This window comes from Streptomyces daghestanicus (assembly GCF_020521275.1).
Lineage (GTDB): Bacteria > Actinomycetota > Actinomycetes > Streptomycetales > Streptomycetaceae > Streptomyces > Streptomyces griseoviridis.
On record NZ_BNDX01000007.1, the window covers coordinates 111,450 to 131,325 of the forward strand.

Sequence of the window (19,876 nt, forward strand, 5' to 3'; positions counted from 1 at the left end):
GGCCATGGCGCACGACTACCTGATCATCGGAGCGGGGCCCGCGGGACTGCAACTCGCCGCCGCCCTGGAACGTGACGGTGCGGACTACGTGGTCCTGGAGCGCGGCGGCGTTCCCGGCGCGTTCTTCGAGCGGTTCCCCCGGCACCGCACCCTCATCTCGACCAACAAGGTGCACACCGGATACGACGATCCGGAACTGCGGCTGCGGATGGACTGGAACTCGCTGCTGAGCGACGATCCGGAGCTGCTGTTCACCCGGTACAGCCGCCGCTACTTCCCGCCGGCCGACGACATGCTCCGCTACCTGTCGGACTTCGCCGCCCGCACCGGGGTGCGCGCCCACTACGACACGGCCGTGGAACGGGTCTCCCGGGACGCCGGCGGTGTCTTCACGGTCGAGGCCGCCGACGGCCGGACCTGGCGGGCCCGGCGCGTGGTGGCCGCCACCGGGGTCTCGCTGCCCAACGTCCCGGACCTCCCGGGCATCGAACTGGCCGAACGGTACGACTCGTTCGACCCCGACCCGGAGTCCTTCACCGACCAGCGGGTGCTGATCATCGGGCGGGGCAACTCGGCCTTCGAGACGGCCGACGGCCTGATGGAGAACGCGGCGGTCATCCACGTCGTCGGCTCCGGTTCGCTGCCGATGGCCTGGCGGACGCACTACGTCGGCCATCTGCGGGCGGTCAACAACAACTTCCTCGACAGCTACCAGCTCAAGTCGCAGAACGCGCTCCTGGACGGCCGGGTGCTGGCGATCCGCAAGGCCGAGGACGGCTTCCGGGTGCCGGTCGCCTTCGAACGGGCCGACGACGTCGTCAAGGAGATCCGCTACGACCGGGTGATCGTCGCCACCGGCTTCCGCGTCGACACCTCCCTCTTCGACGAGAGCTGCGTGCCGGAGCTGACGGTGAACGGCCGCTTCCCGGCGCTGACCGCCGCCGGCGAGTCGGTCAACGTGCCCGGTCTGTACTTCGCCGGGACGCTGATGCAGGGCCGGGACTTCAAGAAGGCCACCACCGGCTTCATCCACGGCTTCCGCTACACCGTCCGCGCCCTGCACCGCACCCTGCGGCAGCGCTACGACGGCGAGCCGTGGCCGGTGACCGGGCTGGGCGCCGATCCGGAGCGGGCGGTCGACGCGGTCATCACCCGGGTCAACCGGTCCTCCGCGCTGTGGCAGCAGTTCGGCGTCCTCGGCGACCTGCTGCTGCGCGCCCCGGACGGTGGCTGGCGCTACGCCGAGGAGGTCCCGGTCGGCCATGTGCCGGACGGGGTGGCCGCCGGGGAGTTCGGGGAGGTGGCGGGGCACGCGGTGATCACCCTGGAGTACGGGGAGGGCCACGACCGCGTCGACCCCTTCGACGTGACCGCCGGCCGCAAGTCCCAGCAGGACACGGCGGGACTGGACGGCCGCTATCTGCATCCGGTCGTGCGCTGGTACCGGGACGGCGCGTTCGTCGCCGAGTACCACCTCGCGGAGAACCTGGAGAACGAGTGGGACAGCGAGCGCTTCCACCGCGCCCCGCTGCGCGCCTTCCTGGCCGCCCACGCCTCCTCCGCCGCCCCGGTGACCCCGTGAACCTGCGCGACCTGCACGAGAAGGCGCGGCGGTCACTGGACCCCGTCCACTACGACTACGTGGCGGGCGGGGCCGGCGAGGAACGCGTCGTCGCCGACAACGAGCGGGCCTTCGACCGGTACGCGCTGCTGCCGAGGGTGCTGTGCGGCGGCGAGCGGCGGGACACCGCCGCGGACCTGCCGGGCGCGCCCGGCGCGTCCCCGGTGTTCGTGGCGCCGACCGCGTTCCACCGGCTGCTGCATCCCGGCGGGGAGCCGGCCACGGCGCGGGCCGCCGCGGCCGAGGGCGCGGTCCTGGTGACCGGGACCGCGTCGACCACCCCCGTCGCGGAGGTCGTCGCGGCGGCCCGGAGCCGGGACCGGGAGGCGGCCGTCTGGTTCCAGCTCACCGCGCACCCGCGCCGGGAGGCCACCCGCGCCCTGGTGCGGCGGGCCGAGGAGGCGGGCTGCACGGCGCTGGTGGTGACCGTCGACTCCCCCGTGTTCGGCCGGCACACCCGGGACCTGCGCAACGGCTTCACCGATCTGCCTCCCGGCCACGCCGCGGAGAACATGCGGGACCTGCCCGGCGCCCCGCCCGGCGCGCTCACCGACATCCCGATGTCCCCGGCGGTGTCCTGGGCGGACGTCGACGACCTGGTCCGGCGGACCGCGCTGCCGGTGCTGCTCAAGGGAATCCTGCACCCGGCGGACGCCCGGCTCGCCGTCGAGCACGGCGCGGCCGGGGTGCTCGTCTCCAACCACGGCGGCCGGCAGTCGGACGCCGTACCGGCGGCGCTGGACTGCCTGCCCGCGGTCGCGGACGCCGTCGCGGGCCGGGTGCCGGTGCTGCTGGACGGCGGGGTGCGCCGGGGCAGCGACGTCGCCGTGGCGCTGGCGCTGGGCGCGCGCGCCGTCGGCGTGGGACGTCCGGCGGTGTGGGGGCTGGCCGCCGAGGGCGAGGCGGGGGTGCGGCGCGTGCTGGCGGCACTGCGCGACGAGTACGACCACACCCTCGCGCTGTGCGGAGGACGGCGGAACAGCGACCTGACGCGGGACATGGTCGTCCGGAAGGGCGGTACGTGGTGAACGGCCCGGTGACGCGGGGCTGGTGGCTGCCGCGGAGCGTGGTGACGCTGCGGGGGCGCATCTTCGAGAAGGTCAACGGCGACCGCGCGGTGACCCTGCCGGACGCCGCGCACGGACCGGAGGTGTTCGAGCGGGTCTACGCCCACCCGGCGGCGGACGGCCGCAGTGCCGGGGCGGGCCTGTCCGACCTGTTCTGGTACTGGCTGGCGCCGGGCCCGGAGGTGCACCAGGAGCATCTGGAGCCCGGCGAGCGGTACGAGGAGGTGGCCGCGGTGACGCGGCGCATCCTGGCCGGCGGGTCGGCGGCCCTCGCGGCGGCGGCCGGCGGCGCGGTCGGCCGCGCACTGGACGCCGTGCCGGATGACCGGATCAGCCTGGTACGGCTGCGGGACCTGGTGATGCCCGCGTGGGCGGAGTTCGCCTACGAGCTGGTCTTCGAGGAGCCCTGCCCCGCGCCCGCCCGGGACCTGATCACCGCGCACGCCGGCGATGTGATCAACGCTCTGAAGTGCACGGGGCTGCGGCATCCGCGGCGCCGGGCGCGGCTGACGGCGTACCTGCGGGAGCGGGTCGCGGCCGGGGACGTGCCGCACCGGCTGCCGGCCTCGCTCTCGCTGCCCGAGCAGGTGCACTACCTCCAGGGCACGTTCTTCAACACGGCCGTGGTCCAGCTCTCCGAGGCGACCGCGCACGTCCTGCTGGCGCTGGCCCGCCACCCCGAGGTGCAGGAGCGGCTGTGGGCGGACCCCGGTGACGACCGGTTCCTCGGCAACGTACTGGACGAGACGATGCGGCTGTACCCGCTGTTCGGCATCGCGCACCGCATCACCACCGGGGAGGTCCCGCTCGACGAGGAGACGGTGCTGCCGGCCGGGTCCGTGGTGTGCTTCAGCTATCCCGACTACCACGCCACGGGGTACGACCGGCCCGAGGTGTTCGACCCGGACCGGTGGCGGGCGCTGTCCGCGAAGGACGCCCACCACATCCCGTTCGGTGTGGCGGCCAACCGCCCGTGCCCGGCGTGGCGGCTGTCGCCGCTGGTGCTGCGGGCCGCGGTCCGGGAGGTACTGCGCCGCTACCGGCTGGACTCCACCGCCTCGCACACCCGGTCCAACCCGCACCGCGCCCCCTGTCTGCTGATCCCGCGCGGCCTGGCCACCGGGCCGCGCCTGGCGCTGCTGCGCCGGTTCGTCCGGCTGCGCGACGGGGTCGAGGACGTCACCCGCGGGGTGCGGCAACTGGTCCTCGGCACGGTGATGGTTCTCCACGCCCGGCGGCTGCGCCTGGCGACCCGCTATTTCGAGGAGCATCCCCCGGCCGGGCGCTGCCCGGTCGCCCACCCGGAAGGAAAAGGCAGATGAGCGCCACGGATCTGGCCCCCGCGTTCTTCCTCGCCGTCGTGGTCATCCTGGTCGCGTGCCGGGCGGTGAGCCGGCTGCTGGCCCTGGTCGGACAGCCGCCCGTCGTCGGCGAGATGCTGGCCGGCGTGGTCCTCGGCCCCTCGGTGCTGGGCGCGCTGCTGCCCGGTGTGGAGTCCGGGCTCTTCCCGCAGGACCTGCGGCCCGTGCTCTACGTGGTGGGGCAGATCGGCCTCGTCGCGTTCATGTTCCACGTCGGCTGGGACTTCCGGGTCGACCGGCTGCGCGGGGTGGCCCGCCCGGCCGGGCTGGTCTCGGCCGCCGGGGTGGTGGTGCCGGTGGTGCTGGGCGTGCTGCTGATCGTGGCCGTCGGCGAACGCACCGGCGCGATGGCCCCGGACATCTCCCTGACCGTGTCCGCGCTGTTCGTCGGCGTGGCGCTGGCGGTGACAGCGTTCCCGATGCTGGCGCGGATCATCGCCGAGCGGAACCTGGCGGGCACCCGGTACGGTTCGCTGTCGCTGGGGGCCGGCGCCGTCGACGACGCGGTGGCCTGGATCCTGCTCGCCGGGGTGTTCAGCATCGCGGGCGGCAGCGCCGGGCTGGTGTCGCTGGCCGTCGGCGGCGGTTTCGGGCTCATCGCGATCCTGGCGGTGGTGGTCCGGCTGCGCGGGCGCACCGTGCTGCTGGCCGAGCGGGCGACACCGGAGAACCTGCTGCTGGTGCTGGTCGGCGTGCTGTTCCTGGTGGCCTGGTACGCCGACGAGATCGGCCTGTACGCGGTGTTCGGCGCGTTCAGCCTCGGTCTGGTCTTCCCGCGCTCGCGGCAGCTGGACCGGTCCGTGGAGACGCTGGAGCCGGTGGGCCGGCTGTTCCTGCCGCTGTTCTTCACCTACTCCGGGCTGAACACCGACTTCACCCTCCTGGGTTCGGGGCCGGTGCTGCTGTTCACCGCCGGGTGCGTCGTGGTGGCGATCGCCGGGAAGTTCGGCGCGTGCTGGCTGGCGGCCCGGGCCGCCGGTGAGCCGAACCGGGTGGCGCTGCGGGTGGGGGCGCTGATGAACGCGCGGGGCCTGATGCAGCTGATCGCGCTCAACCTGGGGCTGGCGGCGGGCATCGTGACGCAGGCGATGTTCAGCGCGCTGGTGGTGGTCGCCATCGTCACCACCGTGATGGCGACGCCGCTGCTGGCCCTGATCGACCGGTGGGAGCGGAGCCGCGGCGAGCGGGACGACCGGCCCGACCCGGCACCGGTCGTGGCGGCCTGAGCTTGAGATGCGACGTCGCGCGTGGGGACGCGGCACACGCCTCGGCTCCGGAGACGAGCGGTGCTTGTCTCCGGAGACGAGCGGTGCTTGTCTCCGGAGACGGCCCGGTTCGCGGGCGGCCGTGGACCATGGGGGTGGAGCGGCCGAGGGCGCCGGTTCACTGCTCGGACCGCTGCCGGGTCCGGGCCTGCCGCCAGCGGCGGGCGTCACGGGACGCCGTTACGGAAACGCCATGGCCGAACGCCTCGCGGACATCCCGGACATCGTCTGGGCCGACCGCGGCCACGCCGGCGACCTCGTCGGCCGGGCCCGCGACCGCCTCCGGCTCACCCCGCGCACCGTCTCCCGGCCCAAGGGCGTGAAGGGCTTCGTCGTCCTGCCCCGCCGCTGGAAAGCCGAGCGGACGATCGGCTGGTGCGTGAACGCCCGTCGCCAACGCACGCGACCATGAGCCGGTTGCTCCGGCACTCCGAAGCCCAACTGAACCGGACCCTCGTCACCATGACGACCCGGCGCCCCACCCGCAACCGGCGAGCTAGTCGAGTGGGCAGAACAGCACCTCAACCTCACCGTCAAGCCGGTCAGCCGCCCCAAGGACGCCTGCGGCCTCGTCGTGCCGCCCCGCCGCCGGGTCGTCGAAGGGTCGCTCGCCTGGATGATGCCCGCCCTGTGATTCCCCAGCCGGCGGGCCCAGGCTCCTTGCGGCGGCTTGATCGCCGAGGGGTACTTGCCGCGAGCACCGTCGGCAGGCTGTACTGAAAGCCGGCGTGACGTTGAGCAACCTGGCTGTGGCCGGCTTCGCTCGACGCCTCGGGCATACGGGCATCTCCGGCAGGTGAGCCGTTCGAGAGCCCCTCTCCGCCCTGCCCCACCACCTCCAATCCCCCAGGGCTCCGCCGGTCCGATGCCTCCGCACGCGGCCTGTCGGGTACCAGCGGGCCTGTCTCACCACGCACGAAAGGCATCCGAGCATGCGACGGTACGTTCTCACCGGCACGCCAGGCGCGGGCAAGACATCGATCCTGCGGTGCCTGGCGGAGCACGGCTACGAGGTCGTCGAGGAGGCCGCGACCGCGGTCATCGCACGAGCGCAGGCTCAGGGCGAGGGCGAGCCGTGGACACGGGCCTCCTTCATCGATGAGGTCGTCGATCTGCAGAAGCAACGGCAGTTGAGAGCCTCCGCCACGAAATCTGTCCAGGTGTTCGACCGGTCGCCGGTCTGTACACACGCCCTCGCGAACTACCTGGGGCGGCCGGTATCCCGTGCGCTGTCGGCGGAGATCGAGCGGATCACCGCCGAGAAGATCTACGAGCGGCAGGTGCTCTTCGTCCGCAATCTGGGATTCTGTGAGCCCACCAGTGCCCGTCGGATCAGCTTCCAGGAGTCGCTGGTGTTCGAGAAGGTCCACGAACAGAGCTACCGGGCGTTCGGCTTCGAGCTCATCGACATCCCTGCCGGCGACCTGGCCGACCGTGTCGCTGCGGTCAGCTCGGTGATCTCGCGGCCCGGCTCATGAGCGAGACCGGTCGTCATCCGTTCACCGGTGGCGTCTCGGGACCCGGTGCCCCTGTGCCCCCGATCCAGGTTCGTCACGACAGCCATACAGGCCCAACGACCACCGGGGAATCGGAAACACGCACCGAAGCCACTGGGAAGTGACGGCCGGAAGCCACTGGGAAAAGGACCGGCCCCGAGGGGGCCGGGCCTTTCGTCCGCTCAGTTCCCGACGGCCAGGCGTCGTTTGTCGGGTTTCCCGGCCGGGGTGAGCGGCACCTCGTCGATGAGGGTGAGCCGGGCCGGCGCGCACGCCTCACCGAGCCGGTCCGTCACCAGGGCGCGCAGTTCCGCGAGGACGGGGACGCGGCCGGCGGCGGGCACCACGAAGGCGTGCACCGCTTCCCCGGTGCTGTCGTCGGGGACGGCGGTGACGTACGCCTCCGCCACCGCCGGGTGAGTGCCGAGCAGCCGCTCGACGGGGCCGGTGTAGTACACGTTGGCGTTGACGATGACCACGTCCCGGGCGCGTCCGGTGAGCCACAGCCGCCCCGCGCCGTCGAGATGGCCGAGGTCGCGGGTGCGGACCCAGCCGTCGGGGGTGAACACCTCGGCCGTCAGGCCGGGTTCGCACCAGTAGCCGCAGCTCTGCGACGGGGTGCGGACGTACAGTTCGCCGTCGGTGCCGGGCGGGACGGGGCGGCCCCCGGGGCCGCGCACCTCCAGCTCGACGGGCGGGACGCCCAGGGAACCCGGCTCGTCGGCGGGGGTGGCCATGGAGATCATGCCGGTCTCGGTCTGGCCGTAGCCGTGGAAGACGACCGGGCCGAGCACCTCGGCGGCCTCCCGCAGCCGCGCCGGTCCGGGCGGGGAACCGGAGACCATCAGCGCGCGCAGCGAGCCGAGGTCCACGGGGGACTCCCGCTGGGCCGCCACCAGCCTGGTCAGCCGCGCGACGGTGATGACGCCGGCGGTCGCCCGGTGCCGGACGAGGGCGTCGGGGAAGACGGGCGGGTCGGCGGTGACCAGGATGCCGCCGGCGGCGAGGGTGAGCAGCCCGTACTCCATCATCACCTGGCTGGCCAGGGTGCCGAAGACCAGGAACCGGTCCAGGCGGGCGGCGAGTTCGCGGACCGCGGGCGGCCAGGCGTCCGGTCGCAGCGCCCAGGCCGCGGTCATCGCCGCGTAGGTCTGGGCGCACGCCTTGGGGAGACCGGTGCTGCCGCTGGTGTGGATGAGCCGGGCGATGTCGTCGGGGCGGGCGGTGACCCGGGGCCGTACGCCGTCGTCCGGGGCCGCCAGCAGCTCCGCGAGGGGGAGCACGGTTGCGGACGGCGAGGTGTCCGGGGTGTCGTCCGGCCGGTCGGTGATCCGGTGGGGGACGTCGGCGAGGAGGTGGGCGCGCTGCGGCCCGGTCAGCCCCGGCCGGACGCCGACGACGCGGGCGCCGACGGTGTGGGCGGCGACGACGGCGGCGAACGCCTCGGGGCTGACGCCGAGCAGCAGCGCGACGCCGTCACCGGGGCGGACACCGCGCCGCCGCAGGCCGTGCGTCACCCGCCGTACGTCCGCGAGGAGCGCGGCGCCGGTGACCTCCCTGCCGAGGTGCTCGAAGACCACGCGGTCGCCCGCCGCGCCGAGGAGGTCCAGGACGGCCCCGGGGAACGGCTCAGTCAAGGCAGGCCTTCACGAACGCGGTGAGCGGCTGCTGGTGGACGGCCGGGATGTCCCAGTCGTTCTCCAGGTTCTCCGCCAGGTGGTGGGTGCCATCGAGGACGCCGTCGCGGTAGTGGCGGACCACGGGGTGCAGGTAGACGGAGTCACCGGCGTGCTCGGCGTCGTTCTCCGCGACCCGGGGGACGCTGATGTCGAACGGGTCGACGTCGGCGTGTCCCGGCCCGTACTCCAGGTCCACGACGAACCGGTGCGCGGCGGGGCCGAGGCCGCCGCCGGTGACCAGGTCCAGCGGGACCTCCTCCTGGTACACGGCCCGGTCCCCGTCGACGCCGACCACGTCACCGAGGAACCCGAACTGCTGCCACAGCCCGGAGGAGCGGTTGACCCGCTCGACGACGGCGTCCGCGATCGCCTCCGGCGCGGCGGGCAGCGGCCGGGCGGGCCAGGGGGTGTCGTGGTAGCGGGCGTCGAGGATGCGGTGCAGGGCCCGCACGCCGTAGCGGAAGCCGTGGATGAAGCCGTTGGTGGACTTCTTGAAGTCCCGCTGCTGGGTGAGGGTGCCCGCGAAGTACAGGTCCGGTACGTTCACCGACTCGTAGGCGGCGGTCTGTTCGGGGAACCGGTCGTCGATCACGAGCGCGGGACGGCAGGTGTCGTCGAAGACGCTCGCGTCGAAGCGGAAGCCGGCGGCCAGGATGATCCGGTCGTAGCGCAGTTCGCGCAGCCGCTCCGTGGTACGGGCGTAGCGGAACACCACCCGGTAGCCGCCGTCCGCGGCCTTCTCCACGCTTTCGACGGTGCCGTCCAGGACGGCGTTCTGCGACTTGAGCTGGTAGCTGTCGAGGAAGTTGTTGTTGACCGCCCGCAGATGGCCGACGAAATGGGTCTGCCAGGCCATCCTCAGCGAGTGCGGGCCCGCCACGTGGATGACGGCGGCCTTCGCCATGAGGGACTCGGCTGTCTCGAAGGCCGAGTTGCCCTTGCCGATGACCAGCACCCGCTGATCGGTGAAGGAGGCCGGGTCGGTGTCGAAGTCGTCGTAGCGTTCGGCGAGTTCGATGCCGGGGATCGGGGGGACGTTGAGCCGGGAGACGCCGGTGGCGACGATCAGCCGCCGGGCCCGCCAGGTCCGGCCGTCGGCGGCCTCGACGGTGAAGACGCCGTCCGGGCGGGAGACGCGGACGACCTCCGCGCCGTACTCGGCGCGCACGCCGGTGCGTTCGGCGTAATCGGCGAGATAGCGCACCAGGTCGTCGGCGCGGGGGAAGTAGTCGTCGCTGTACCGGGTGAACAGCAGCTCCGGGTCGTCGCTCAGCAGCGAGTTCCAGTCCATCCGCAGGCGCAGCTCCGGGTCGCGGTACCCGGTGTGCACCTTGTTGATGGAGATGAGCTGCCGATGCCGGGGGAAGCGGGTGAAGAAGGTCCCCGGGCCCCTGCCCCGTTCCAGGACGGCGTAGTCACGTCCGTCGCGTTCGAGCGCCGCGGCGAGCTGCAGTCCGGCCGGTCCGGCCCCGATGATCAGGTAATCGCGCACCATGCACGGGACGCTAGCCCCGCGAACTCAGAAGGCTCTGAGATTGGCGCTCCCCGGCGGCGTCCAGTCCCAGGACGGCCGCCTCGTCCGGGGTGCCGGGCGCGGCCTGGTAGACGACCATGCGCTGACCGCCGGTCCGGGCCAGCCGCATGACCTCGTACGTCAGGGTCAGCGGGCCGGCCTGCGGGTGCCGGAAGTTCTTCTGCCCGCCGCCGCGCTCGCAGACGTCGTACCGCTCCCAGAGCCGGGCGAACTCCGGTGACTTGACCGCGAGTTCGCCGACGAGGGCGGTCAGCTCCGGGGAGTCCGGGTCGGCGCCGGCGACGGCGCGCAGGTGCGCGACCGAGGAGGCGACCGTCTCCTTCCACGGTTCGTACAGGGTGCGGCCGACCGGGTGCAGGAAGAGGTAGCGGGTCAGGTTGCGCCGCTCCTCGGGCCAGTCCCACAGGCCGGGCAGCAGGCGGCGCGCGGGCGGGTTGGCGGCCAGGACGCGGTTGAAGCGGTTCACCACGTAGGCGGGCATCGGACGGACCGACTCCAGCATGCGCAGCACGGAGTCGCGGACGGTGTGGTCCGAGCAGGCGGGCAGGTCGGAGTTGCGGCCGGAGGCCAGTTCCGCGAGTTCGTGGAGGCGTTCGTAGGCGTCACCGCGCAGCCGCAGGGCACGACCGAGGGCGTCCACGACGGCCGGGGACGGGTTGGTCTCCCGGCCGCGCTCCAGCCGGATGTAGTAGTCGACGCTGACTCCGGCGAGCGCGGCGAGTTCCTCCCGGCGCAGGCCGGGGGTGCGGCGCAGGCCCGCGCCGGCCGGGAGCCCGACGTCCTCGGGGCGTACCTGGGCCCGGCGAGCCTTGAGGTATCGGCCGAGTTCGGTGCCCCGCGCGTCCGCTGCTGTAGCCATCCGGACATTGTGGCAGGCGGGTGGGGCGGGTGAGGGGCCGTGTCACTGCCTGGAACACGGCACCCCGGTACGGCGCGGTCTCCCGGGCGGAGACGCGGCGGTGGACAGTGGTGCCCGGAGCGGGCGGCCCGGCCGCCGGGGCCCAGGGGGTGCGTGACACCGGACCGCGGCCCGGCGGCCGGCCCGCCCGCCCGTCCTGTCCTGTCCTGTCCCCTGGCCGTCACGTCCCCTCGCTGCCCAGGAGTTCCGCCGTGCCCGTTCACCGTCCCTCCTCCCCCACCGCCGCCCACGGCCGCGCGGGATTCCCGTCACCGCCCGTGTGCCACGACGGCACCGGTGGGCCACCACGCACCACGGCCGGCCCGGTGCCGCGGGGCGGTCCCGCCCTGGTCGCCTCGCTGCTCGGGTTCAGCGTGATCACCATCGACGTCTCGGCGGTGAACATCGCTCTGCCCGCCGTCCAGGAGTCGCTCGGCGGCGCGATGACCGGCCTTCAGTGGGTGGTGGACGCGTACACCCTGACGTTCGCGGCGCTGATGATCTCGGCGGGCGCCCTGGCCGACCGGATCGGCGCCCGCCGCGCCTACGTACTGGGCGTGGCCCTGTTCACGCTCGCCTCCCTCGCCTGTGCGCTCTCGCCGGACATCACGGTCCTGATCGGCGCGCGTGGGGCGCAGGGCGCGGCGGCGGCACTGGTGATGCCGGCGTCGCTGGCGCTGATCCGGCACGCCTACGACGACGCGCGGGCGCGGGCCCGGGCCATCGCCCTGTGGACGGTCGGCGGGTCGGTGGCGATGGCGGCGGGACCGGTGCTCGGCGGGCTGCTCACCGACTCGGCGGGCTGGCGGGCGGTGTTCCTGCTGAACCTGCCGGTCGGCGTCGTCATCCTGGGTCTGCTGGTGCGGGTCGCGGCCTCGCCGCGGCGGCCGGCCGCGCTGGACCGCGCCGGTCAGCTCACCGCCGTCGCGGCGCTGGCCGGGCTGGCGTTCACGATGATCGAGGGCGGGCACCGCGGCTGGACGAGCCTGCCCGTCCTGGCGTCCGCGGGGCTCGCCGTCGCCGCCGGGTGGGCGTTCGTCGCGGTGGAGCGCCGGCAGCGCCGGCCCATGGTGCCGCTGGAGCTGCTGGGCGACCGCCGGGTGGCCGTGCCACTGGCGGTCGGTTTCGCCCTCAACGCCGCCTTCTACGGCGGGATCTTCCTCCTCGGGCTGTACTACCAGCAAGTGCGGGGCATGTCCGGGATCGCCGCGGGGCTGATGTTCGTCCCGATGTCGGTGCTGGTGACGGCCGTGAACCTGGTCTCGCCGCGGCTGGCGGAGCGGGTCGGGCGGCGCCCGGTGATCGTGGCCGGGCAGGTGGTCTTCGTCGGGGCGATGGCGGCCCTGCTGCCACTGGGCACGGACACCCCGCTGTGGCTGGTGCTCGTACTGCTGGTGCCGTTGAGCGTCGGCGGCGCGCTCACGGTGCCCGCGCTGACCGCGCTGTTGATGGACGCCGTCCCGGGGGACCGCGCCGGAACCGCTTCGGGGCTGCTGAACGCCCTGCGGCAGACGGGCGGCGCGCTCGCCGTCGCCCTGTTCGGCGGTCTGCTGGCGGAGCCGGGCGGCGGGTTCTCACTGTCCGGGATGCGGCTCGGGCTGCTCGTCGTCGGTGCGCTGCTGCTGGCGACCGCCGCGCTCTCCCGGCTCGCGCTGCCGCGTGAGTGACGGCCACCGGGCGGCTTCCTCAGACGTCGGTACGGCGGTCCGCGCCGGCCGGCGCGGCCAGGTCCTGGACGCCGATGACGGAGAGCAGGTCGAGCTGTCCGGCGGCCGCGCTGCCGGGCGGCGCGGTGAACCACAGCAGCCGCCGGCAGCCGTCCTCGCTGAACAGGCTGTGGCAGTCCAGGTCGATGACGCCGAGGACGGGGTGGACGATGCGCTTGTGGTCGGCGCGCCGCAGGCCCACGTCGTGGGTGTCCCAGAGCGCGGTGAACTCCGCGCTGCGGCGGCGCAGTTCGGCGACGGTCCGGCGGACCCGGGGGTCCCGGCCGCGCCGGGCGGCGACGGCCTGGAGGTCGGCGACGAAGACCCGTGAGTGATGCGGGTGGTCCTCGGCCGGGTAGAGGGCGCGGGCCTCCGGGTCGGTGAACCAGCGGTACACGAGACCGGCCGCGAGCCCGCGCACCGCCGGGGGCGGGCCGACGAGCGCGGCCGCCAGGGGGTTCTGGACCAGGGTCTCGTGCAGATCGGTGATGATCTGGGCGGGGGTGGTGGTGAGCCGGTCGAGCAGGCCGAGCAGCGCGGGCGGGACGTGCGCGTCCGGGCCGAGCGCGGCGGGCGGCACCGGCCGGTCGGCGAGGTGGAAGAGGTGGTCGCGCGCGTCGCCGTCCAGCCGCAGCGCCCTGGCCAGGGCGGCCAGTACCTGCGCGGAGGGCTGGGCTCCGCGTCCGCGTTCCAGCTCTGTGTAGTAGTCGGCGGAGAGCCCGGCGAGGTGGGCGACCTCCTCGCGCCGCAGCCCCGGCACCCGGCGCCGGGTGCCGGCGGTCAGGCCGACGTCGGCGGGCCGGACCCGGCCGCGCCGGGACTTCAGGTAGGCACCCAGTTCCGCGTGGTTCACCCCGCCATCATCCCGCCCGTCCGGTCCGCCGAGCCAGGGGACGCCGACCCCAGGGTGCGGAGCGCCCTGGCCGGCGCGGGCACCGGGGGTCAGGCTCGGTTCCGGAACACCCACAGCCGTCTCGTGCAGCACGTGAGGAGAACAGCCATGCCGTTCGCCAGCTTCAAGGTCCCCGCCGGTTCCCTGGACGAGGAGGAGAAGCGGCGGATCATCACCCGCGCCACCGAACTCTTCGTCGACCTCTACGGTGAACGGGCCCGCGCCACCACCCTGGTACTGGTCGAGGAGGTCGCCGACGGCGGCTGGGGCATCGGGGGCGGGGTCCTCACCCTGGCCATGCTCCAGCAGCCGCCCAGGAGTTGACGGACCACGGCTCCGGACGGGCCGCTGCGCGGACCGGACGGGACGTACATGATGTTCCCCCGCCGACACCGGAAGGGACGACACGCGTATCACCGACGCACCCCGTACGCACTGCGACATCCTCGTGGAGGCCGCGCCGGAGCGGGTCCGGGAGCCGGTGGCCGGCATCGGGCTGCCGGCCCGGCCCGGCCCGGAGCTGCGGCGCGTGGCCTGGCTCGACGGCGCGGACGGGCCCTCGGTCGGCGCGCGCTTCGAGGGGCACCACCGGCACGCGGTGCTCGGCGAGTGGCGCACCGTCTGCCAGGTGACCGAGCCGGCCGCGCCCCGCGCGTTCACCTGGGCGGTGACGGACGCGGACGGCCGATACGGTCCGCCCGTCCGCGACCCGGAGCGGGCCATGGCGGTCCGGAGCCTCGCCCTTCAGGCCGCGGAGGCGGGCACCCGGCTGCGCCAGTCGGTCCGCCCCGGACCGGGCCCGAGCGGCCTCACCGCGGCGATGGCGGGCCGCACCGAGCGGGAGCCGGACATCATCGCCTACCGGCTGGGGGAACTGCGCAAGGGCGCGGGAGACCCTCTCCGGCGTCAGGTCGCCGGCCGAGCGGACACGGTGAGGGCGGCGGGAACGGCGGGGCGGTGAGGACGGCGGGGCGGTGAGGTGAGCACCGGGTCCGGGCAGGGCGCGGGGCGGGGGTGCGGCGCCTCGTGACCCGCGCGGCCCCGGCGTCGTTGCCGGAACGTGTACTCCATCAGTGCGACCGACCGTACTTTTCTCTCGATGCGTGAGGCGCCCGTCGCCGGGTTCTTCCTCGACTTCGACGGGCGCCCGCCGTCGACGACGGAGCTGACGCGGCGGATCGTCGACCGGGCGGCCGCGCTGCCCGCGCTGACGCGTCTGCTGCCCGGGAAGCGGGCCCGGCACTGGCCCGTGCGCGCCGCCGCGCTCGATCCCGGCGTGCACGTCCGCCACCGGCACGTCCCCGAGGGGGCGCGGGCGCTGCACGCCGTCTGCGAGGCGCTGCTGACGCGGGAGCTGCCCGGCGGGGAGCACCCGCCGTGGGACTGCTGGCTGCTGACCCGGCCGTCCCCGCGCGGGGGTCACCGCGTCTGCTTCCGGGTGCACCACGCCCTGCTCGACGGTGTCGGCGCCGCCCACAGTGTCCTCGGGCTGCTCGCGGACACGCCGGCCGACGGGCCGCCGCTGTACGCCGCCGGCCGGGCCGGGGTCCGCGCGGGCCTGCTCGCCGCCCGGGAGGCCGCCGCGCCCGTGCTCCGTCCCGGCCCGCCCTGGCAGGCCATGCGGCACTCCGCCGCGCGGGGTCCCGGCGCGCGGTGGGCGTACGGAGACGTCCCCCTGGCCCGGCTGCGCGCCCTCGCGGACACCCACGGGACCAGCGTCAACGACGTCGCCCTCGCCGCGCTGGCCCTCGCCCTGCGGTCCTGGAGCGCGGAACAGGGGCTGCCGGCCGCGCCGCCGGCCGCCCGGACGCTGATCTCCATGTCCACCCGCCGCCCGGCGGAACGGCACCGGCCGGGCAACCACGTCGTCTTCCACCGGCTGCACCTCCCCGTCACCGCCGGCCCGCTGCCGGCCGCGGTGGCCGAGGTGCGCCGGCGGACGGACGCCGTACGGCACTCGCGGCGCCGGGACGCCCTGCGCGCGCTGCTGGAGCTGCCCCGGCCCCTGGCGCCCGGGGTGCGGGCCCTGCGGACCGTGGTGAACCCCCGGATCTACCCGTTCGCCGTGAGCAGCGTGCACTTCCCGGAGTCGTTCACCTGCTTCGGGGGCCGGCTGGCCGGGGCCTCGCTGTTCCTGTACCTCGGCGACGACAGCCAGCGGCTGGTGTACCTGTCGTTCACCCGCACCCCGGACACCGTGCGGTGCGCCGTCGTCGCCGACGTCCCCCGAGCCCACACCACCGCGCTCCCCCGCCACTGGGCCGAGGTCCTCGGCTGACGCCGGCTAGATCCTCGGGCCGGCGCCCGCCGGGGTCCGCGCGATCGAGGCGAGCAGCGCCAGCTTGTCGGCGCTGTCGGTGCCGGGGACCGGGTGGTGGACGAGGAGCACCTGTCCGTCCGTACCGCCGATGTCGAGTTTCTCCCTGTTGAGGGTGAGTTCTCCGACCTGGGGATGGGCGAAGCGGATGGGGGCGCCTTCGCACGTGCGGACGTCGTGGCGGGCCCAGAGCCGGCCGAAGCGGGGGTCGGTGCGCAGGAGCTGACCGATGAGGTCCCGGGTGCGGGGGTCGCCGGTGTCGGCCGACTCCCGGAAGACGGCGACGGCTCCCTCGGTGGCCGCCTCCCAGTCGGGGTAGAGGTCCTGCTCGGCGGGGTCCCGGAAGAGGTCCCACAGCCGGTTGGCGCCGGCCACCAGGCGCGGGGACAGAGCCGTCGCGAGGGGGTTGACGGCGAGGACGTCGAAGGCGCGGTCCTCCACCACGGCGGGCAGGGCGAGCGTGGTGACGAGCTGGGCGATGCCCGCCGGGACCGACCGCGGGCGGCCGGGGGCGGGCCGGCGGCGGGGGCGGGGCGTGCCGAGCCGCAGCAGGTAGGCCGTCGCGGCGGCGTCCAGCCGGAGAACCCGGGCGAGCGACTCCAGGACCTGTACCGAGGGGTTGCGGTCCCGGCCCTGCTCCAGCCGCAGGTAGTAGTCGGCGCTGATGCCGGCGAGCATCGCGACCTCCTCCCGGCGCAGTCCCGGCACGCGCCGCGTCCCCACCGGGGTGAGGCCGGCCTCCTCGGGGGTGACCTGCTCGCGCCGGGCGCGCACATAGGCGCCGAGCGGGTTCGGTTCGTCGGTCATCGGTCCACTGTAGGGCGGCCCCGCGGGACGCTGCCTGGTCCTGTCACCCCCAGGATCACGGGGGACCTGGTGCGGGCCGCGGCGTGGCGGCAGCGTGGCCGCGGGCCGCCCGGCCCTCCGGGAGACACAGCAAGGAGCGCGTTCATGTCGACCTATCTGCTCGTACACGGTGCCTGGCACAGCGGACGGTGCTGGGACCGGGTGGTCCCGCTGCTGGCCGAGGCCGGGCACCGGGTCCTCGCGCCGTCGCTGACCGGGTACGGAGACAAGGCGCGTCTCCTCGGCCCCGAGGTGGGCCTCGACACGCACGTGGACGACATCGTCGGACTGATCCTCGCGGAGGACCTCACCGAGGTCGTCCTCGTGGGGCACAGCTACGCCGGGCTGGTCGTCTCGTCGGTGGCCCACCGGGTCCCGGAGCGGATCGCGCACCTGGTGTACGTCGACGCGATGGTGCCGCGGGACGGTGAGACGGCCGTCGACGTCATGCCCGTCTCCCAGCACCTGATCGACCTGGCGCGGACCTCGGGGGACGGCTGGCGCGTCCCGCCGCTGCCCGAACTGCCGCCGCCCGCGGGGCTGTTCGGGGTCACCGACCCGGACGACATCGCGTGGCTGCGGTCGATGGCGAGCGATCATCCGGTGCGTTGCCTCCAGCAGCCCGTCCGGCTGGACAACCCGGCCGCGCTCACGATCCCGCAGGCCCATGTGCACTGCGTGACCGGGGTACCGGAAGGCTTCGCCCGCCGCCCCGTCCCCGCCGTCCAGCCCAACGGCGACCCGGCGGTGGTGTGGGAGCTGCCCACCGGCCACGACTGCATGGTCACGATGCCGGCGGAACTGACGGCGCTGCTGCTCAGGGCCGCCCCGGCGACCGCGTAGCCGCCTGCCGGCCGGCGACCGTGCCGGCCGGGTCCGGGTTGCGCGCGTCACCCCCGTCACGGCCGTCCGTCCCCCGGGCTCCAGCCGGGTCCCCGGCGTGGGGGCCCGGCGAGGACGAGGGGTTCGAGGGAGGCGTACCGGTCGCATTCGCGGCGGGCGGCGCGGCCTCCGCCGGCCAGGGTGGCCAGCCAGCCGCAGGCGAAGCCCACAGGCACGGAGACCAGGGCGGTCGTGGTGAAGGGGAACCAGGCGAAGTCGGCCTCGGGGAAGGCGGCGGTCGGTGACCCGGAGACCAGCCGGGTGCCCGACATCAGCACCAGGGTGGCGACCGAGCCGCCGATCAGCGTGGCCAGCAGGCCGGCCCGGCCGAAGCGGCGCCAGAACAGCGTGTACACCAGGGCGGGGGCGATGGCGGAGGCGCCCACGCAGAAGGACAGGGTGGCGAGCGGCTGGAGGCTGCGGTGCTGGGCGAGGGCGGCCAGCACCACCACCGGTACGCCGATGATCAGCGCGGAGATCCGGGCCAGGGTCGTCTCCCGGGCGGGCGGCAGCCCCGCCCGGCGGGAGGCGACGACGTCGTGCGCGAGGGAGTTGGCGCAGGCGAGGGTCATCCCGGCGACGGACGCGAGCAGGGTGAGGAAGACGGCGGTGGTGACCGCGCTGAACAGCAGGCTCTCGACACGGGACACGTCGGGGCCGAACGCGGCCCGCGCGCCCAGCAGGTAGGCCGTGCTCCCGCGCGGGTCGGCGGCGGTGATGCCGGCCCGGCCGACCAGGGCGGTGGCGCCGATGGCGATGACCGTGATGAGCAGCATGAACAGGGCCACCGACGACACCGCCCAGGACATGGTGCGCCGCACCTGCCGGGCGCTTCCGGCGGTGTACATGCGCATGGTGACGTGCGGGAGGCAGGCGCCGCCCAGCACGATGGCGACCTGGGTGCTGATCATGTCCGCGGCGGGGTGCGGCCCGTCCGCGAACTGGAGCCCGTACCGCAGGAACGCCTCCCCGGCGCCGCTGCGCCGCGCGGCGGTGTCGACCATCGTCCCGGGGTGCCAGCCGAAGGCGTGCAGGAGGAGTACGGCGACCACCAGCCCGGAGCCCAGCAGGATGACCGTCTTGAGGATCTGGATCAGCGCGGTGCCCTTCATCCCGCCCAGCGCCGCGTAGGCGATCATCAGGGTTCCGGCGCCGATGACGCACCCGGTCTTCATGGCACTGTCGGAGAAGCCCAGGATGTACGCCAGCAACTGCCCCACGCCGGCCAGTTGGACGGTCATCATCGGCACCAGCGACAGCACGGTCACCGCGCAGGCCGTGATCCGCACGGCCCGTCCCGGCATCCGCCGGCCCAGCGCGTCGCCCATGGTGAACCGGCCGGTGTTGTGCAGGGGTTCGGCGAGCAGGACCATCAGCAGCAGCAGGGAGAGCAGGGTGCTCAGGGCGAGGACGACACCGTCGTAGCCGCACAGGGCGATGACCCCGCCGATGGTGAGCACGGTGGCGGCGGAGATGTAGTCGCCGGCGACGGCCAGGCCGTTGCGCAGCGGCGACAGCGAGCGGTAGCCGGTGTAGAACTCCTCCAGGTCGTCGCGGTCGGGGCCGGTGAGCACGCACAGCAGCAGGGTGAGGGTGACGACGCTGCAGAAGGCGACGAGGGACCAGGAGTGGGCGGAGCCGCCGAGGTCGGTCATCTCGGCGGCTCCCGGTCGCCGTCGCCCGGCCGGGCGTACCCGCCGACGCTGCGCGCCAGGGGGTCGACGTACCGCCCGGACAGGTACTCGAACAGGATGACGGCGGCCCAGGTGACGGGCACCTGGACGAGGGCCAGCAGCACCCCTGTGGGCAGGCCGCCGGGCGCGGGGCGGGACATGAGGGCGGGCGCCTCGACGGTGAGGGTCAGGAAGACGGCGAAGTAGCCGAGCGCGGCGAACGTGGCGGCCCGGCGCCGCCACCGGCAGGCGCGGCGCAGGACGCGCAGCGCGCGGTGGTACCCGGACCAGGAGGCCGGGCGGGCCCCGTACGGCTGCCGGGCCGGGTGCGGCTCCGAGCTGTCACCGGACATCTGCGGTCTCCTAGCGCGGCGGGGGCCCGGACGTTCGTCGCACGCTATGCGGGTGCCACGGCGACCGGAGGGGTTTCCTCGAACTGTCCGGTGGAGATCCCCGGCTGGGTGCTGCCCGCCCCCGTTACGCGTGAGACGCGCGGTGCCGGAAGGGATCGGCGTGCCTGCCGAGCCGCGCCCGGCACGACGCCGCTCCCCCGCCCGCCGTAGGCACGTTCCCCTCCACGCCGGCGGTTCGACGACGTCCGGCGCCGCGACGGACGAGGAGTCCTACGTACTCCGCCCC

General features: G+C 74.5%; 18 protein-coding genes and 1 pseudogene. 12 read left to right on the forward strand and 7 right to left on the reverse strand.

The features are described 5' to 3' along the window. The first annotated feature begins 4 nt into the window (after positions 1-4). From Sdagh_RS07805 to Sdagh_RS07830, 7 genes and pseudogenes are all read left to right on the forward strand, one after another. Positions 5-1,582 carry an NAD(P)-binding domain-containing protein gene (locus Sdagh_RS07805; protein WP_189419417.1) on the forward strand — a complete coding sequence of 526 codons (1,578 nt, stop codon included), beginning with the start codon at positions 5-7 and terminating at the stop codon, positions 1,580-1,582. Beyond that, positions 1,579-2,649 carry an alpha-hydroxy acid oxidase gene (locus Sdagh_RS07810; RefSeq protein WP_190076827.1) on the forward strand — a complete coding sequence of 357 codons (1,071 nt, stop codon included), beginning with the start codon at positions 1,579-1,581 and terminating at the stop codon, positions 2,647-2,649. Before Sdagh_RS07805 ends, Sdagh_RS07810 begins: the two co-directional genes overlap by 4 nt. Beyond that, positions 2,643-4,010, forward strand: a complete 1,368-nt coding sequence (locus tag Sdagh_RS07815; protein WP_190076826.1) for a cytochrome P450 — start codon at positions 2,643-2,645, stop codon at positions 4,008-4,010. The genes Sdagh_RS07810 and Sdagh_RS07815 overlap by 7 nt, the downstream gene beginning before the upstream one ends. Next, positions 4,007-5,275 carry a cation:proton antiporter gene (locus tag Sdagh_RS07820; protein ID WP_190076825.1) on the forward strand — a complete coding sequence of 423 codons (1,269 nt, stop codon included), beginning with the start codon at positions 4,007-4,009 and terminating at the stop codon, positions 5,273-5,275. Before Sdagh_RS07815 ends, Sdagh_RS07820 begins: the two co-directional genes overlap by 4 nt. 232 nt (positions 5,276-5,507) lie before the next feature. After that, on the forward strand, positions 5,508-5,726 hold the full coding sequence (locus tag Sdagh_RS07825; RefSeq protein ID WP_190076824.1) for a hypothetical protein: 219 nt from the start codon (positions 5,508-5,510) through the stop codon (positions 5,724-5,726). Between the two features lie 78 nt (positions 5,727-5,804). Next, a pseudogene (locus Sdagh_RS36895) lies at positions 5,805-5,942 on the forward strand (IS5-like element IS4811 family transposase); the annotation flags it as partial. A gap of 304 nt (positions 5,943-6,246) precedes the next feature. Beyond that, positions 6,247-6,792, forward strand: coding sequence for an ATP/GTP-binding protein (locus Sdagh_RS07830; RefSeq protein ID WP_190076823.1), 546 nt, complete (start codon positions 6,247-6,249; stop codon positions 6,790-6,792). Positions 6,793-6,992: 200 nt separating this feature from the next. Here the strand turns inward: Sdagh_RS07830 and Sdagh_RS07835 are convergent, their stop codons facing one another. From Sdagh_RS07835 to Sdagh_RS07845, 3 genes are read right to left on the reverse strand one after another with little or no spacing between them, the layout of a single operon-like run. Next, entirely contained in the window at positions 6,993-8,447 is a 1,455-nt protein-coding gene (locus Sdagh_RS07835; RefSeq protein WP_190076822.1) for a class I adenylate-forming enzyme family protein, read from the reverse strand. Further along, positions 8,440-9,984, reverse strand: a complete 1,545-nt coding sequence (locus Sdagh_RS07840) for an NAD(P)-binding domain-containing protein (RefSeq protein ID WP_189419406.1) — start codon at positions 9,982-9,984, stop codon at positions 8,440-8,442. Before Sdagh_RS07840 ends, Sdagh_RS07835 begins: the two co-directional genes overlap by 8 nt. Before the next feature lie 10 nt (positions 9,985-9,994). Then, entirely contained in the window at positions 9,995-10,882 is an 888-nt protein-coding gene (locus Sdagh_RS07845; RefSeq protein WP_189419405.1) for a helix-turn-helix domain-containing protein, read from the reverse strand. Between the two features lie 365 nt (positions 10,883-11,247). Between Sdagh_RS07845 and Sdagh_RS07850 the strand changes: the two genes are divergently transcribed. Continuing rightward, entirely contained in the window at positions 11,248-12,588 is a 1,341-nt protein-coding gene (locus Sdagh_RS07850) for an MFS transporter (RefSeq protein ID WP_372478427.1), read from the forward strand. Positions 12,589-12,607: 19 nt separating this feature from the next. Here Sdagh_RS07850 and Sdagh_RS07855 read toward each other — a convergent pair whose 3' ends face one another. After that, positions 12,608-13,480, reverse strand: coding sequence for a helix-turn-helix transcriptional regulator (locus tag Sdagh_RS07855; protein ID WP_190076821.1), 873 nt, complete (start codon positions 13,478-13,480; stop codon positions 12,608-12,610). A 147-nt stretch (positions 13,481-13,627) separates the two neighbouring features. On the opposite strand from Sdagh_RS07855, the gene Sdagh_RS07860 reads away from it, so the two are divergent. The 3 genes from Sdagh_RS07860 to Sdagh_RS07870 all read left to right on the forward strand — a co-directional run bounded on the left by Sdagh_RS07860 (position 13,628) and on the right by Sdagh_RS07870 (position 15,797). Continuing rightward, positions 13,628-13,843, forward strand: coding sequence for a tautomerase family protein (locus Sdagh_RS07860; protein WP_189419403.1), 216 nt, complete (start codon positions 13,628-13,630; stop codon positions 13,841-13,843). 124 nt (positions 13,844-13,967) lie between these two features. Next, positions 13,968-14,480: an SRPBCC family protein gene (locus Sdagh_RS07865; protein WP_226534836.1), complete on the forward strand. Its 513-nt coding sequence runs from the start codon at positions 13,968-13,970 to the stop codon at positions 14,478-14,480. Positions 14,481-14,618: 138 nt separating this feature from the next. Then, positions 14,619-15,797, forward strand: coding sequence for a wax ester/triacylglycerol synthase domain-containing protein (locus tag Sdagh_RS07870; protein WP_189419402.1), 1,179 nt, complete (start codon positions 14,619-14,621; stop codon positions 15,795-15,797). Between the two features lie 6 nt (positions 15,798-15,803). On the opposite strand, the gene Sdagh_RS07875 is transcribed toward Sdagh_RS07870, so the two are convergent. After that, the gene (locus Sdagh_RS07875; RefSeq protein ID WP_190076820.1) at positions 15,804-16,643 is read right to left on the reverse strand and encodes a helix-turn-helix domain-containing protein; all 840 of its coding nucleotides are present in this window, start codon (positions 16,641-16,643) and stop codon (positions 15,804-15,806) included. 144 nt (positions 16,644-16,787) lie between these two features. Between Sdagh_RS07875 and Sdagh_RS07880 the strand changes: the two genes are divergently transcribed. Then, positions 16,788-17,525: an alpha/beta hydrolase gene (locus tag Sdagh_RS07880; protein ID WP_189419397.1), complete on the forward strand. Its 738-nt coding sequence runs from the start codon at positions 16,788-16,790 to the stop codon at positions 17,523-17,525. Between the two features lie 56 nt (positions 17,526-17,581). Here Sdagh_RS07880 and Sdagh_RS07885 read toward each other — a convergent pair whose 3' ends face one another. Together Sdagh_RS07885 and Sdagh_RS07890 are read right to left on the reverse strand one after the other, a co-directional pair. Next, positions 17,582-19,219 carry a sodium/solute symporter gene (locus tag Sdagh_RS07885; RefSeq protein WP_190076819.1) on the reverse strand — a complete coding sequence of 546 codons (1,638 nt, stop codon included), beginning with the start codon at positions 19,217-19,219 and terminating at the stop codon, positions 17,582-17,584. Then, entirely contained in the window at positions 19,216-19,590 is a 375-nt protein-coding gene (locus Sdagh_RS07890; RefSeq protein ID WP_189419395.1) for a DUF485 domain-containing protein, read from the reverse strand. Before Sdagh_RS07890 ends, Sdagh_RS07885 begins: the two co-directional genes overlap by 4 nt. Positions 19,591-19,876: the final 286 nt, after the last annotated feature.